Source organism: Flavobacterium sp., assembly GCF_044348915.1.
Lineage (GTDB): Bacteria > Bacteroidota > Bacteroidia > Flavobacteriales > Flavobacteriaceae > Flavobacterium.
Window position 1 is genome coordinate 36,998 of the sequence record NZ_JBIKRX010000014.1, and the last position, 13,918, is coordinate 50,915.

Annotated in this window: 14 protein-coding genes; 6 read left to right on the forward strand and 8 right to left on the reverse strand. The window is 35.4% G+C overall.

Features of this window, described 5'->3' with window-relative positions; genetic code table 11:
- Nucleotides 1–25: 25 nt before the first annotated feature.
- The 8 genes from ACIQ1E_RS04230 to ACIQ1E_RS04265 form a co-directional block, all read right to left on the reverse strand.
- Nucleotides 26–646 carry a hypothetical protein gene (locus ACIQ1E_RS04230; RefSeq protein ID WP_396168980.1) on the reverse strand — a complete coding sequence of 207 codons (621 nt, stop codon included), beginning with the start codon at nt 644–646 and terminating at the stop codon, nt 26–28.
- Entirely contained in the window at nt 643–1,479 is an 837-nt protein-coding gene (locus ACIQ1E_RS04235; RefSeq protein WP_396168981.1) for an ABC transporter permease, read from the reverse strand. Before ACIQ1E_RS04235 ends, ACIQ1E_RS04230 begins: the two co-directional genes overlap by 4 nt.
- A complete protein-coding gene (locus ACIQ1E_RS04240; RefSeq protein ID WP_396168983.1) occupies nt 1,476–2,342 on the reverse strand; it encodes an ABC transporter ATP-binding protein in 867 nt (288 codons plus the stop codon). Before ACIQ1E_RS04240 ends, ACIQ1E_RS04235 begins: the two co-directional genes overlap by 4 nt.
- Nucleotides 2,339–2,869: a hypothetical protein gene (locus ACIQ1E_RS04245; RefSeq protein WP_396168986.1), complete on the reverse strand. Its 531-nt coding sequence runs from the start codon at nt 2,867–2,869 to the stop codon at nt 2,339–2,341. The genes ACIQ1E_RS04240 and ACIQ1E_RS04245 overlap by 4 nt, the downstream gene beginning before the upstream one ends.
- A 136-nt stretch (nt 2,870–3,005) precedes the next feature.
- A complete protein-coding gene (locus ACIQ1E_RS04250; protein ID WP_396168988.1) occupies nt 3,006–4,181 on the reverse strand; it encodes a geranylgeranyl reductase family protein in 1,176 nt (391 codons plus the stop codon).
- A gap of 51 nt (nt 4,182–4,232) precedes the next feature.
- The gene (locus ACIQ1E_RS04255; RefSeq protein ID WP_396168990.1) at nt 4,233–6,107 is read right to left on the reverse strand and encodes a M1 family metallopeptidase; all 1,875 of its coding nucleotides are present in this window, start codon (nt 6,105–6,107) and stop codon (nt 4,233–4,235) included.
- A 66-nt stretch (nt 6,108–6,173) separates the two neighbouring features.
- Nucleotides 6,174–7,793 (reverse strand): S8 family peptidase, encoded by a 1,620-nt coding sequence (locus ACIQ1E_RS04260; protein ID WP_396168993.1) that lies wholly within the window; start codon nt 7,791–7,793, stop codon nt 6,174–6,176.
- A gap of 73 nt (nt 7,794–7,866) precedes the next feature.
- The gene (locus ACIQ1E_RS04265) at nt 7,867–8,727 is read right to left on the reverse strand and encodes an MBL fold metallo-hydrolase (protein WP_396168995.1); all 861 of its coding nucleotides are present in this window, start codon (nt 8,725–8,727) and stop codon (nt 7,867–7,869) included.
- Between the two features lie 168 nt (nt 8,728–8,895).
- On the opposite strand from ACIQ1E_RS04265, the gene ACIQ1E_RS04270 reads away from it, so the two are divergent.
- The 6 genes from ACIQ1E_RS04270 to ACIQ1E_RS04295 all read left to right on the forward strand — a co-directional run.
- Nucleotides 8,896–9,225, forward strand: coding sequence for an iron-sulfur cluster assembly accessory protein (locus tag ACIQ1E_RS04270; RefSeq protein WP_315145104.1), 330 nt, complete (start codon nt 8,896–8,898; stop codon nt 9,223–9,225).
- Between the two features lie 96 nt (nt 9,226–9,321).
- Nucleotides 9,322–10,770 (forward strand): Fe-S cluster assembly protein SufB, encoded by a 1,449-nt coding sequence (gene sufB, locus ACIQ1E_RS04275; RefSeq protein ID WP_396168997.1) that lies wholly within the window; start codon nt 9,322–9,324, stop codon nt 10,768–10,770.
- A 7-nt stretch (nt 10,771–10,777) separates the two neighbouring features.
- Nucleotides 10,778–11,266, forward strand: a complete 489-nt coding sequence (locus tag ACIQ1E_RS04280; protein ID WP_396168999.1) for a flavodoxin family protein — start codon at nt 10,778–10,780, stop codon at nt 11,264–11,266.
- A gap of 11 nt (nt 11,267–11,277) precedes the next feature.
- The gene (gene sufC / locus ACIQ1E_RS04285; protein ID WP_396169000.1) at nt 11,278–12,024 is read left to right on the forward strand and encodes a Fe-S cluster assembly ATPase SufC; all 747 of its coding nucleotides are present in this window, start codon (nt 11,278–11,280) and stop codon (nt 12,022–12,024) included.
- Between the two features lie 74 nt (nt 12,025–12,098).
- The gene (sufD, locus tag ACIQ1E_RS04290; protein WP_396169002.1) at nt 12,099–13,415 is read left to right on the forward strand and encodes a Fe-S cluster assembly protein SufD; all 1,317 of its coding nucleotides are present in this window, start codon (nt 12,099–12,101) and stop codon (nt 13,413–13,415) included.
- A gap of 315 nt (nt 13,416–13,730) precedes the next feature.
- A partial coding sequence (locus tag ACIQ1E_RS04295) for a c-type cytochrome (protein ID WP_396169004.1) occupies nt 13,731–13,918 on the forward strand: 188 nt, incomplete at its 3' end.

Sequence of the window (13,918 nt, forward strand, 5' to 3'; positions counted from 1 at the left end):
AGCCCTTTTTTAATTCCAAATGATTTTACAACATCCTAAAATTAGTAAAGCGTAAAACTATTTTTCCTTTTACTTTTCCCTCTTTGTCTTTGATGTTTTTGATACTCGATTTGCCCAAAAACTTCAGCGGAATATTGAATTTATTGGTCAAAAAACTGATTTCTGTTGTCGTTGGAAAAACTCCTTTTCCATAAGAATGTTTTATCAGATATACACCCGATTCCTTGGTAGTCAAATTGATTTCGTCGATGCAAAGATTGGTTTTCGAAATTTTTAAATCTGCCGTGACCCAATCACTTTTCGGGTCCAAAGACACTAATTTGTAATGCAATACATCTCCTTTCTCTTCCAAAAGAATCCAATGCGCCTCGACGTTCAATAAGTCTGAAAATTGGTTTAAAAATCCCTTTTTTGGTAACAATAAAATCCCTTTGCCTTTGATTTGTGGTTTTTTGCCTTTTTCATAAATAGCACTAATGTCTTTAGGAGGAATCGTCAGCCCTGGAACATCAATGCTAATATTGACCATGGTTTCAAAACCTCGATTAATGGTGTATTTTTTCTTGAGATTGTCGGCGAGATCCGTTTGAGCTTTGACGCCAAAACAAATAAAAACAAGCGCAATGGAAAGTATAAAATGTTTCATTCGGTAATTTTTAATTTATTGAATCTGATCAATGAAACAACTATACAAAAACTTGAAAAAACCATCAACCAAAGTGAGGAATTGAGCAAAGAAACCCAATCTATTTCTGAATAAAAAAATAATTGCCATTGGGCAAAATGATAGGTTATTAGAAAAAATTCCCAGCCCATAAAAAGTGATGAAGCCAATGTTTGCAGCAAGGTACTTATCACGATGATTCCCAAAGTGATTAAAATCGCTACCAATGATTTTCGGGTAAAGAAACTAATGGCGACCGAGAAAATAGCAAAAGTGCTCATTGCCAAAAAAGCATATCCGAACGCTGCAAAAAAGCGCCAAAGCAAATCGGCTTCTGGAATAATTTGCAAACCATTGAAAGCCACAATCAAATCACCGCTACCGAACAAAAGCAACGCAAGTCCTAATGAAACCAAGGAAAAAATCAATACAAAAACGAACACATAAAGCACCGCAGTAGCAAATTTGCCCAATGCTACACGATTTCGGCTAATGGGTCTTGTCATCAATAATCGAATGGTGCCTGATTCTAATTCGGAACTAAATAAATCACCGGTTACAATAACTATCAAAATAGGAATATGAATCCAAAGCGTGTTCAGAATTAAAAAACTGACCATATAACCGTTGAGAATTGAACCTTGCATTAGAAAATTGTCGCCGAGGGATTGGAATAAATACCCCAAAGCATTCTCGCCTTCTGCATTTAATCCCCAAAAAATGAGTCCAACTAAAACCAACATCAAGCCAATACTTAAAAAAGTTCTTGGTCGATGGAGTAATTTTATCCCTTCAAATTGTAGTAAGTGTCTCATTTGGCTATTTCCATATATTTATCATACAAAATACTGGAGCGTTCTATTTTGTAGGGAATAAATCCCAATTCATGAAGCTTTTTGACAACGGTTTTGGTTTCTTCGATGCTTGCGCTGAGTCCTATTTTATGATCTATAATGAAAAAATCAAACTCAATTTCAATATCTTTTGGTACCGTTTCTTCAAAATGCAACGTTACATTTTGTTTGTCAGTGCGATAGCTTTCCATACTTCCAGAAAGATAGATTTCGCCTTGATTCAATAGTATAAAATCATCGGCGATGACTTCGATATCTTCTAAAAGATGTGTGGAAACCAAAATGCCTTTTCCTTGTTTCTTCAATTCGACCAAAAGTTTAAGAATTTGCTCTTTGACTTCTGGATCGAGTCCATTAAAAGGTTCATCTAAAATTAAAAAGGATGGATTGTCTATAAGAACTTGCGCCAATCCCAATCGCTGTTTCATTCCACGGGAATAATGCTGCACTTTTTTATCGGCGGCTTGCGATAGTCCAACTTTTTCCAATAAATCAAGTGCATTGGCTTTGGAATTCGTAAGACCTATAAAAAGTTCTAGATTTTTTTTACCACTGAGATAGGGATAAAAGTCGGCGGTTTCTAACAAATAGCCACAATGATTTCGGAGGATACTAAAATCTTTTAATGGTTTTTCATCCAAAGAAATTTTTCCACTTTCAGGCGCAACCAATCCAGCCAATACTCTAAAAGCAGAACTTTTTCCTGCGCCATTGGGACCAATGAGTGCTGTAATTTTACCTTCGGTAATTTCAAAATCAATTCCCTTTAAAATTCTTTGATTGCCATAGCTCAAAGCCATGTTTTGAATTTCTAGCTTTCTCACCAATAAAAATATTTGCTTTTGTAATTCGCTACAAAAAAAGTGGATAACCAGTAGTCTTTGGTAAAGAAAATTTGGGGTTTCTTTAAGATTATATGCGGTAAAATATGATACCATCGAAAACCCATACTGTAAAAATAATCGTTGACTTCTTTCTTAAATCCCAAACAATTTCCTGCTGCGGCTGCGGCTTCTCTTTGGCATTTCGATTTAGAGAAAACTCTAATCAGCGGTTTTTTAAACCCATATTGATGCAATAAGTCTTTGGCCATTTTATAATTTTGGTATCGGCTATAAGCGTCCAATTGAGTGGTGATTACCAAACTAAAAAAATAAACTAAAAAAAATAAATGAAACAAATAAAAGGCTCCGTCTGCGTCTTGTAATGCTATATAATTGTAGTAACTTAACAAAATACTCGTAATACAAAATGCCTGTAAAGATGCTGTTGATTTTACATAGGATTCTGCCCTTTTCAATAAAATGTAGGGTCTAGAAACTGGTTTATCGACACAAACTTCTATCAGCATGCGTTTTGGTGGTTTAAAGATTGGAAAAACATCAGGCAACTATTGCTCAAAAAGTAAAAGTACCATTTTTTTTGAAATCAGCTTAAAATCCAATTAAACAATAATGATTCTTTCCATTCGAAAGCGCTTTTGGGTATCAAAAAATAATTTCTTTGATTTTTCTGCGAATAGAAGCCTTATAATCTTTTGGATAAGTTCTGTCTCCCATAAAAACGTCGGTCATTGCATTGGCTAAAACCTGACCGTATTTTTTGAGGAAAAGGTTGCGCAAGGATTTTTTCTCGTAGAAAAATTTAGCCAAAATAACTCCTGTTCGAATTTCTGGCAAAAGACTGTTTTCTAATTTTTCTTGATACAATTGTGCAGCTCGGGCAGAGTCAAGCTTACTTTCTGCGATTGATTGAGCAGCCAAGACACCGCTTAAAATGGAGTTGGAAATGCCTTCGGCGGTAATAGGATCGGCAAATCCTGCTGAATCCCCGATTAAAAAAACGTTCTTTTTAACAAATGTATCGGTTCTGGGCGAAACCGGAATTACAAATCCATGAGCTTCTTCGCTAATGATTTCGTTAATACCCAAAATTTTCAGATACTCGGCATAAATTTTTTTCAAATCTATTTTCTGCTTGGACTTCACAAAAGCTCCCACTCCAATAGACAAATGATTTTTTTTAGGAAAACACCAACCGTAACCTAATGGAATGACGTCCACATCAAAACGAACATTTTTTGACAAGCGTTCGAAATCTGCCGCAGAAACCTCAACTTCATATTCTAAAGCCGGAATTATAGTTCTAGTTTCTTCCCAGCCCACCATTTTTGACACTGGACTTAGTGCTCCGTCACCGGCTATGATAAATTTTGCTTGTACATCCCCTTCCGAGGTGTGAATCGTTTGTATGTCGCCGAAACTAATGTTTAAAACTTTATGATTTTGTAAAAGAACAACTCCTTTTTCTTTTGATTTTTCAACAATTAAACTGTCAAAAGCATCACGCATAATCATACTGACAATGGGTTGGTCTCTGTTTGTGGTGAATTTTAAAGGCGTATTTGCAAAATAAGTGTCGACTTCATAGAATTCTCTTTCCACAACAGATGATACATCAAAAGGCATTTTTTTTCTTCCTCTGAACACTAAACCACCACCACAGGTTTTATATCTTGGCAAAATTTCTTTTTCGATTATCACAGTAGAAATTCCACTTTTGGCCAATTCAAACGCTGCTGAAGCGCCCGAAGGACCACTTCCGATTATGGCTACATCAAATGATTTCATTCGTTTTTTTTCCAAAACTAAATTATTAGCCATTAAAAACAAATTATTTCATTCGATTTGCAGCTTTTTGGTTTAATTTCAGAGTTATTTTATCTCATAAGTGTTGTCTGCTTGCTTCACATCGGCCATTAATCCGCTTGGGTCGATGGTTATTTTATAGATTGCAGTCCTGTTTTTGAAAATACTAAATTCATAGGTAGGATAAGCCCAAGCCCAATCGCTCAAAACAGTTCTTTTTATTAAACTATTCGGATTCTTTTTCTCAAAACTCATCATTCGCAACGGAATGTAAAAACTCTCTTTGGTACCATCGGTATATTCGACCAAAAGATCGATTGGCATTGGCATTCTGCCGATTCTTTCCAAGGTGATTTTTGAAGAATTCCCATCTCCTTTTACTTCCTTAATTCCATAATCAATTGTATTGGTAGTTTGAGTCCAATCGGTTAAATACCAATCTAGGATGGCTCCTGAAACACGTTCGGCAGTACGCTTAATATCATTGGGCGTCGGATGCTTGAATTTGAAATCGTTAAAAAATTTTTTGAGGGTTTTATCGAGGTTTTCTTTGCCAATTACGTATCCTAATTGCGACAAAAATATTTCGCCTTTGCTATAGGCTGAAATTGAATATGATTTGTTTTCGTCATACCGATCAACTTGAGTAGTTTGCGACTGCTCTTTGCCTGATTGTACTAATTGGTAATACGCTTTGTACGAAGCTTCAAAAGGATTTTCTTTTTTCGTCACTGAGATTTCATTTATTGCCAAATCTTCGATGTAGGAAGTAAATCCTTCATCCATCCACGAGTGTTTGCTTTCATTGGAAGCTAAAATATGTTGAAACCACGAATGCCCTAACTCGTGTGTTGCAACTCCCAAAAGCCCTTCCATTTTGCCCTCTCCAAGGATTAAAGTACACATTGCATATTCCATTCCGCCATCGCCTCCTTGAATAAAGGAATATTGTTTATAAGGATAATCGCCAACGGTCTTGTTGTAAAAATCCATAACTTTTATCATCAATGGTTGTAAAGCTTTCCAATTATCAATAATTTTTGGATTATTTTTATAAAGGAAATGCAAATCGACATTGTTAGGCCCTTTTACAATATCGTGAAGATAATTTTTATCAGCAGCCCAAGTAAAATCATGTACCATTGGAGCATAAAAATGCCAAGTTAGAGATTTGGTGTTTTTTGGGTGCACAACAGTAATTCCGGCATCTTGATAGCCATAACCAATTTCGTTTTTGTTTTGCAAATATCCAGTTCCCCCTAATACATAGTCTTTGTCGATGGTAATTTCCACATCAAAATTTCCCCAAACTCCGTGAAATTCTCTAGCTATATAAGGATCAGCATGCCAACCTTCAAAATCAAATTCGGCTATTTTTGGATACCATTGCGCCATAGACAATTCGATTCCTTCAACATTATTCCTGCCCGAACGACGAATTTGAACTGGAACTTGGCCGTCAAAATCTAAAGTAAAAGTGGTTTTCGTGTGGGGTAAAATCGGTTTGGCCAAAGTCACTTCGAGGATTGTCCCTACTGTTTTTGCATTGGCAACTACTCCATCTTGTTTGAAATTTGAAACATTCAAATACCCAATTTCATCGGGTTTCAAAGTTTTGATTCGGCTTTCTTTTATTTCGGTATCACCTACTTTTATTTTATGGACCATTCTAGCATCTGGATCTTTGATGCTTTGAAGTCTGGCGTCCATTTCGCTTCCGGGTTGAAATGCATTATTGAACAAATGATAATAAACACGTTTCAAAGTATCGGGAGAATTATTGGTATAAACCAATTCCTGCTTGCCTTTGTACTGGTAATTTTTGACGTTCATTAGCACGTTCATTTTATAATCGACTTGTTGTTGCCAATAGGTTGAACTTTGCGCTAAAAGAGTTCCAAAACTCAATGAAATGGAAGCAATTATTAATATTTTTTTCATGTTTTGATAAAATAGAAAATGGAAGAGTTTTATCCCTTCCATTTTTTAACTAAAATTAAAATTTTATTATTTTGACATTTTTTCAGCCATCAACAAAGCGTTGTAGGCATTGACCATTTTGCCTGTTTTAGACAAATTAGCAAATGGGCGAACGTCTGCAGGTTTTCCTCCAACGATAACATCAATTGGAATCGCTACGCCTGAATCCATCAAAATGTGCTTCACTTGCTTAGCTGATAATTTTGGATAATACGAACGAATTAAAGCAGCTACGCCGGCAACATTTGGTGCAGCCATTGAGGTTCCTTGTAATAATTTATAAGTATTGTTAGGTGTTGAAGCATATATTTTTACACCTGGAGCAAAAACATCAACATTTATTTTTCCGAAGTTTGAAAATCTAGCCACAACCTTATTCCCATATTCATAATTCAAGGCTCCAATGGTGATTAAATTATCTGCGAATTCATTTATTTTATCATCTGAATCATTAGGGAAATTATTGGCCACGTCAATATCTTTAGCATCATTTCCTGCTGCGTGTACGATCAAAACATCTTTCTTTTCAGCATATTTTATGGCGTCATAAACCCACTGTTTGTGTGGCGAAAATGATTTTCCAAAACTTCCGTTGATTACTTTGGCTCCGTTATCCACAGCATAGCGAATTCCTAAAGCGATATCTTTATCATATTCGTCTCCATCTGGCACAGCACGAACAGTAAGAATTTCGACATTAGTTGCAATTCCATCTCCACCCAAACCGTTGTTTCTAACTTGGGCAACTATTCCAGCAACATGGGTTCCGTGAAGAATTTCTTCTTTGTCTGGTCCCATTACATTATTGTTACCATACTTGGTATCGGTAATATCATCTGGATTGTCTCCTAATACTTTTCTGTAATTGGTCTTTAGGTTGTCGCCATTAATTACTTTATTGTAGCCATCCAATTCTTTTTGTAAAGCTATTTTAAATTCAGGCACTGTCATCCCAAAAGAATTCACGCGCTGCAGCATCATTTTACTTTTGGAAAGTTCTTCGTCTTTCGAATCGATAGCGTTTACCTCTTCGATTGAATAGCTTGTTTTTCCAAAATGTTTTGTCAAAACTTTGTCTGCATTTGTAACCTCTGCGGACATTGTTTCTAATTGTGTTTTTCCATTAGTTGAGGACACAATTTTTTTGTCATTCAAAGCTTTTGCTTCTTGGTAAGTTGCTTCATTCACCAAGCTTTTATTGGCAATAATTCTTTCGTATTCTATGTTTTCTTTGACAATATCTCCAAGAAAATTCCACCCGTGAATATCATCAATATATCCATTTTTGTCATCGTCAATTCCGTTTCCTGGAGTCTCTTTTTTATTAGTCCAAACAACGGCTTTTAAATCTTCGTGCTCAATATCAACACCTGAATCTACAATTCCTACGATTACTTTTTTGCCTTTTTTGGCTTTTAACAATTCTGCATAAGCTTTATCAACACTCATTCCTGGAACGGTGTCTTTTATAATATCTAAATGGCTCCAACGGTTTAAATCAGCTTCTTTTAGAGGTGTCTTTTTTTGAACGTTTACGGGAGCTTGGATCATCAAAGCAGTGCTGTTCGAAGCGTTTTTTGAAGCTCCACATCCCGCTAATACCACTACTGCAAAGGCAGAGATCAAAATAGGTTTAAAATTAATCATAGGTGATTTTTTAAAAAAGTTAAAATTTGATGTAAAAATATCAATTTTGGCATATATCAAAACAAAATTAACATTATATAAAGATTTGATTAACGGTAAAAACATCCTTCAAACGAACCCCTTTTTCTGTTTTTTCGACTGTTATGATTTCATTTTGGGCATCGTGTTCCAAGAATAAATAATAATTGTTCTCAGCTGCGGCATTCAGGAACTTTGATTTTTCAGGCATTGTCAATAAAGGTCTCGTGTCATAGCCCATTACATAAGGTAAAGGAATATGACCCACTGTTGGCAACAAATCAGCCATAAAACAGATTGTTTTCTCTTGGTATTGAATCATTGGCATCATTTGTTTTTCGGTGTGACCATCGGCAAAGAAAATCCCGAAACCCAATTCTGATTTATCCAACAAATCACCTTCGGGTCTTTTTATAAAATGCAATTGTCCACTTTGCTGAATAGGTAAAATATTTTCAGATAAAAATGATGCTTTTTCACGAAGATTGGGTTTTGTTGCCCATTCCCAATGGTTTTCATTGGTCCAATATTTGGCGTTTTTAAAAGCCAATTCGTAACCTGTTTTATCCTTATTCCAATTGACACTTCCTCCACAATGGTCAAAATGCAAATGTGTCAAGAAAACATCGGTGACGTCATCCCGATGAAAACCGTATTTTGCCAAGGAATTGTCCAAAGAATGCGTTCCCCAAAGCGAATAATAACCAAAAAACTTGTCGGATTGTTTGTTGCCCATTCCGTTGTCTATCAAAATCAAGCGATTTCCTTCTTCGATAAGCAAACATCTTGCGGCTAAGTCTATCAAGTTGTTTGAATCTGCAGGGTTTGTTTTATTCCAGATTGTTTTTGGCACTACGCCAAACATTGCGCCGCCGTCCAATTTAAAATTACCAGTTTCTATGGGATATAAATTCATTAATATTTGTTTTAAAAAAAGAAACAAATTTAGGCAATGCTTTTGTTTTAGGTTAGTTAAATAGACTTTTTCTATCCAATTATAGTTATAAAAATGTTATCTTGTTTGACATGATACCTAAATTGTAATACCTTTGCCTTTTATTTAGACAAAATCAAAATAACGATTATGATTAAAGTTTCTGATACTGCCAAAAATAAAATCATCGATTTGATGAAAGACGATGGTTTTGACGCTGCTAAAGACTATGTGAGAGTAGGAGTAAAAAGTGGTGGATGCTCTGGTTTGTCCTATGATTTGAAGTTTGACAAAAACAAAGGCGAGGACGATAAAATTTTCGTAGACAATGAAATAACCATTGCCGTAGAAAAAAAATCTTTTCTTTATCTAGCGGGAACTATTTTGGAGTTTTCGGGAGGACTAAACGGTAAAGGTTTTGTATTCAATAATCCAAACGCAAGCAGAACTTGTGGTTGCGGGGAGAGTTTTTCATTATAACCAAAAAAGGAAAAAAAGATTTGAACCAAAAAGGAAATTAGGTTAATTTAGCCTAATTATATTTAAATTACTTAATTGGTTTTAAACCATATAAAAATGTCAAAATACACCGAAGACCATTTAAGAGTTGAACTCGAAAGCAAAGAATACGAGTACGGATTTTATACAGATATAGAATCAGATACTTTTCCTATAGGCTTGAACGAAGATATTGTTCGCGCTATTTCCCTTAGAAAAGAAGAACCGCAATGGATGACCGATTGGCGTCTTGAAGCGTTTCGCGCTTGGGAAAAAATGATAGAACCTCAATGGGCCAATGTCCATTACGAAAAACCTGATTTTCAAGCTATTTCTTATTATTCAGCACCCAAAGCAATCGATCCTAATAAAACCTTAGACGATGTAGATCCGGAGCTTTTAGAAATGTACAAAAAACTGGGAATTTCTGTCGATGAGCAGAAAATGATGAATAATGTAGCGATGGATATCGTGGTCGATTCGGTTTCAGTAGCTACTACATTCAAAAAAACATTAGCCGAAAAAGGAATTATTTTTATGAGTATTTCCGAAGCCATCAAAGAACATCCTGAGTTGGTTCGTAAACATCTCGGAACTGTTGTGCCACAAAAAGATAATTTTTATGCTGCATTAAATTCGGCTGTTTTCTCTGATGGAAGTTTCTGTTATATTCCAAAAGGCGTTCATTGTCCAATGGAATTGTCAACATACTTTAGAATCAATCAAGCGGGAACAGGGCAATTCGAAAGAACTTTACTAATTGCCGATGAAGGTAGTTATGTTTCTTATTTGGAAGGTTGTACCGCTCCAAGTCGTGACGAAAATCAATTGCACGCAGCAGTTGTCGAGCTAATTGCAATGGATGGAGCTGAAATTAAATATTCGACCGTTCAAAACTGGTATCCTGGAAACAAAGAAGGCAAAGGAGGCGTTTTCAATTTTGTAACCAAAAGAGGATTGTGCGAGAAAAACGCAAAAATTTCTTGGACGCAAGTTGAAACAGGTTCTGCAGTCACTTGGAAATATCCTTCTTGTATCTTGAAAGGAGATAATTCGGTAGGCGAATTTTATTCGATTGCGGTTACCAATAATTTCCAACAAGCTGATACAGGAACCAAGATGATTCACCTTGGGAAAAACACCAAATCAACGATTATTTCTAAAGGTATTTCTGCTGGAAAATCACATAATAGCTATAGAGGATTGGTAAAAATTGGTCCAAATGCTGACAATGCAAGGAACTTTTCGCAATGCGATTCCCTTTTGATGGGCAATAATTGCAGCGCCAACACTTTTCCATACATCGAAAGTAAAAACCCATCGGCCAAAATAGAACACGAAGCTACAACGAGTAAAATTGGCGAAGACCAAGTTTTCTATTGCAATCAGCGTGGTATTCCAACCGAAAAAGCGATTGCATTAATCGTAAACGGTTTCAGCAAAGATGTTTTGAATAAATTGCCAATGGAATTTGCTGTGGAAGCACAGAAATTGTTAGAGATTTCGTTAGAAGGTTCAGTAGGTTAATCCAAAAATGGAAAATAAAAAAGTAATCATCGTAGGAACTTCCCGTAACAACGGAAATACAACAAAAATAGCAGCCGAAATTGCAAATCAATATGCTGTTGATGTTATAAATTTGAATGATTATCAAATTTCTTATTATGATTATGAAGGTAAAAACAAAGACGATGATTTTTATCCTTTAATAAAATCCATAATAGAAAAATACGATACAATAATTTTTGCCACGCCCAATTATTGGTACAATATGAGTGGAATTATGAAGGTGTTTTTCGATAGGTGTACAGATATAATTCACATCGAAAAAGAAACAGGAAAAAGTCTTAAAGGAAAAAAATGCGGAGTGATCTCAAATTGTCATACAGATGAAATAGAGTCCGACTTTTATATTCCTTTTCGAAAATCGGCCGAATATTTAGGAATGCAATACATAGGAAACGTTCATTTCAACGCAGATAAATTTAACCCAAAAGATAAAATAGAATTAGCTTTTATATAAAATAAAAAACAATGTTATCAATAAAAAATTTACACGCCTCCATTGGAGACAAAGAAATATTAAAAGGAATCAACCTTGAGGTAAAAGCGGGAGAAATTCACGCAATCATGGGACCAAACGGTGCCGGAAAAAGCACGCTTGCTTCTATCATTGCTGGAAACGAAAATTACGAAGTAACCGAAGGCGAAATCCTTTTGGATAACGAAGACATTTCAGAATTGGCTCCAGAAGAAAGAGCGCACAAAGGTGTTTTTCTTTCTTTCCAATATCCTGTTGAAATTCCGGGAGTTTCGGTGACCAACTTTATGAGAACTGCTATCAATGAAAACCGAAAAGCCAACAAACTCGAGGAAATGCCAGCCAACGAAATGTTGAAAGTGATTCGCGAGAAATCGGAATTGTTAGAAATCGACCGTAAGTTTTTGTCTCGTTCATTAAATGAAGGGTTTTCGGGTGGAGAGAAAAAACGTAATGAGATTTTTCAAATGGCAATGCTCGAACCAAAATTGGCTATTCTTGACGAAACCGATTCAGGATTAGACATCGATGCCTTAAGGATTGTTGCCAATGGGGTAAACAAACTCAAAAGTGAGAAAAATGCTTTTGTGGTAATTACACACTACCAAAGATTGTTAGACTATATCGTTCCTGATTTTGTTCACGTACTTTACAACGGAAAAATTGTGAAATCAGGAGGAAAAGAGTTGGCTTACGAGCTAGAAGAAAAAGGATACGACTGGATAAAAGCCGAGAACTAGTATGCAGTGTACAGTTTACAGTTTGCAGAAAGCACAACTTATAACTTACAACTCATAACTAACAACTATTTAAAATGGAATTAAAAGAAAAATTAGTATCGTCTTTTATGGCATTCGAGGAGCAAGTCGATGTTCATTCTGAACTTCACGATGTGCGAACTGAGGCTATAAAAAACTTCGAAAATAAAGGCTTTCCAACTAAAAAAGAGGAGTCTTGGAAATATACTTCGTTGAATGCTATCCTGAAAAATGACTTTTCTGTGTTTCCAAAACACGAAGTAGCCATTGAATTCAAGGACGTAAAAAAATACTTCATCCACGAAATCGACACCTACAAAGTAGTTTTTATAGACGGCGTATTTAGCTCGCATTTGTCTTCAACTACCCACCAAGGCATAGACGTTTGTTTGATGTCATCAGCATTGAACAAGCCAAAATACAAGATGATTATTGATGCTTATTTCAACCAAATTGCCAATAAAGAAGAGAGTTTAACATCTTTGAATACGGCTTTCGCAAATGAAGGAGCCTACATCAATATCCCAAAAAGCAAGGTGGTCAATAAGCCTATTGAGATCATGTATTTCTCAACAGGAAGCGAAGCAGCGCTTTTGGTTCAGCCAAGAAACTTAGTTGTAGTAGGTGAAAATTCACATGTTCAAATCATCGAAAGGCACCAAAGCTTGAACGAAAATCCAGTTCTGACCAATTCAGTTACCGAGATTTTTGCGCAAAAACGGGCGATAGTTGATTATTATAAAATCCAAAACGACAATCACCTTGCCAATTTAATTGACAATACTTATGTTTCTCAGAAACAAGAAAGCCATGTTTCCGTTCAGACTTTTTCCTTTGGAGGAAATTTGACCAGAAACAATTTGAATTTCTATCATTTTGGAGAGCGTTTGACTAGTACACTCAATGGAATTACGATAATTGGCGAAAAACAACACGTAGATCATTACACTTTAGTGCACCACGCAACGCCAAATTGCGAAAGCTTTCAAGATTACAAAGGAATATTTTCAGAGAATTCAACGGGCGTTTTCAACGGGAAAGTATATGTAGAAAAAGAAGCGCAAAAAACGAATGCTTTCCAAAAAAGCAACAACATCTTATTAGGGAATAAATCGACTATCAATGCCAAACCGCAATTAGAGATTTTTGCAGACGATGTCAAATGCTCTCACGGTTGTACTGTTGGACAATTAGACGAAACTGCACTTTTCTATATGCAACAACGTGGCATCCCTAAGAAAGAAGCCAAAGCATTATTGATGTACGCTTTCTCGAATGCCGTTATCGAAAACATCAAAATCCCAGAATTGAAGCAAAGAATCACTAAAATTATAGCCTTAAAATTGGGTGTGAAAATTGGATTTGATTTGTAAAGGCAAAACTGTATTAGCATTAACCCTTCTAAAAACATTTTTTTAGAAGGGTTTTTCCGTTTATACAGTAAACCAATAACGTTAAAAAATAGTCCAAAATATCAGACTATTTGTCAATACTCACGAAATTGATTTTTAACAAATGCTGTAAACCATAAATTTAAACGGTTTTTCTTTATTGAAAGTACTACAACGTTTTAATGTTGTGTCTATAACAAAATAAGCTATTTAGTCGATTTTCTACTGCTTTTTTTATTGCTTTTTTTAACCTATAATCCTTAAATTTGCATATTCTTAAAATCAAAATCATACCTTTTGAAAAAGTATGTAGTCATATTAATATTGTTTGCCTTGGTTTTACAAAGTTTTACCTTTAAACCAAACACTGAAGATTATTTTATTCCAAAAAACAATCTTTCAGAAGACCCGGTTTTGCAACAATTGAATAACGGAAAATTAGTATACAACAAGAATTGTGCGGCTTGCCATCAGATTAATGGAGC

Excerpts from the sequence above, each read along its gene's own strand:
- ACIQ1E_RS04230 (WP_396168980.1), bottom strand. The coding sequence starts at position 646 with ATGAAACATTTTATACTTTCCATTGCGCTTGTTTTTATTTGTTTTGGC.
- ACIQ1E_RS04235 (WP_396168981.1), bottom strand. The coding sequence starts at position 1,479 with ATGAGACACTTACTACAATTTGAAGGGATAAAATTACTCCATCGACCA.
- ACIQ1E_RS04245 (WP_396168986.1), bottom strand. The coding sequence starts at position 2,869 with ATGCTGATAGAAGTTTGTGTCGATAAACCAGTTTCTAGACCCTACATT.
- ACIQ1E_RS04250 (WP_396168988.1), bottom strand. The coding sequence starts at position 4,181 with ATGGCTAATAATTTAGTTTTGGAAAAAAAACGAATGAAATCATTTGAT.
- ACIQ1E_RS04255 (WP_396168990.1), bottom strand. The coding sequence starts at position 6,107 with ATGAAAAAAATATTAATAATTGCTTCCATTTCATTGAGTTTTGGAACT.
- ACIQ1E_RS04260 (WP_396168993.1), bottom strand. The coding sequence starts at position 7,793 with ATGATTAATTTTAAACCTATTTTGATCTCTGCCTTTGCAGTAGTGGTA.
- ACIQ1E_RS04265 (WP_396168995.1), bottom strand. The coding sequence starts at position 8,727 with ATGAATTTATATCCCATAGAAACTGGTAATTTTAAATTGGACGGCGGC.
- ACIQ1E_RS04270 (WP_315145104.1), top strand. The coding sequence starts at position 8,896 with ATGATTAAAGTTTCTGATACTGCCAAAAATAAAATCATCGATTTGATG.
- sufB (WP_396168997.1), top strand. The coding sequence starts at position 9,322 with ATGTCAAAATACACCGAAGACCATTTAAGAGTTGAACTCGAAAGCAAA.
- ACIQ1E_RS04280 (WP_396168999.1), top strand. The coding sequence starts at position 10,778 with ATGGAAAATAAAAAAGTAATCATCGTAGGAACTTCCCGTAACAACGGA.
- sufC (WP_396169000.1), top strand. The coding sequence starts at position 11,278 with ATGTTATCAATAAAAAATTTACACGCCTCCATTGGAGACAAAGAAATA.
- sufD (WP_396169002.1), top strand. The coding sequence starts at position 12,099 with ATGGAATTAAAAGAAAAATTAGTATCGTCTTTTATGGCATTCGAGGAG.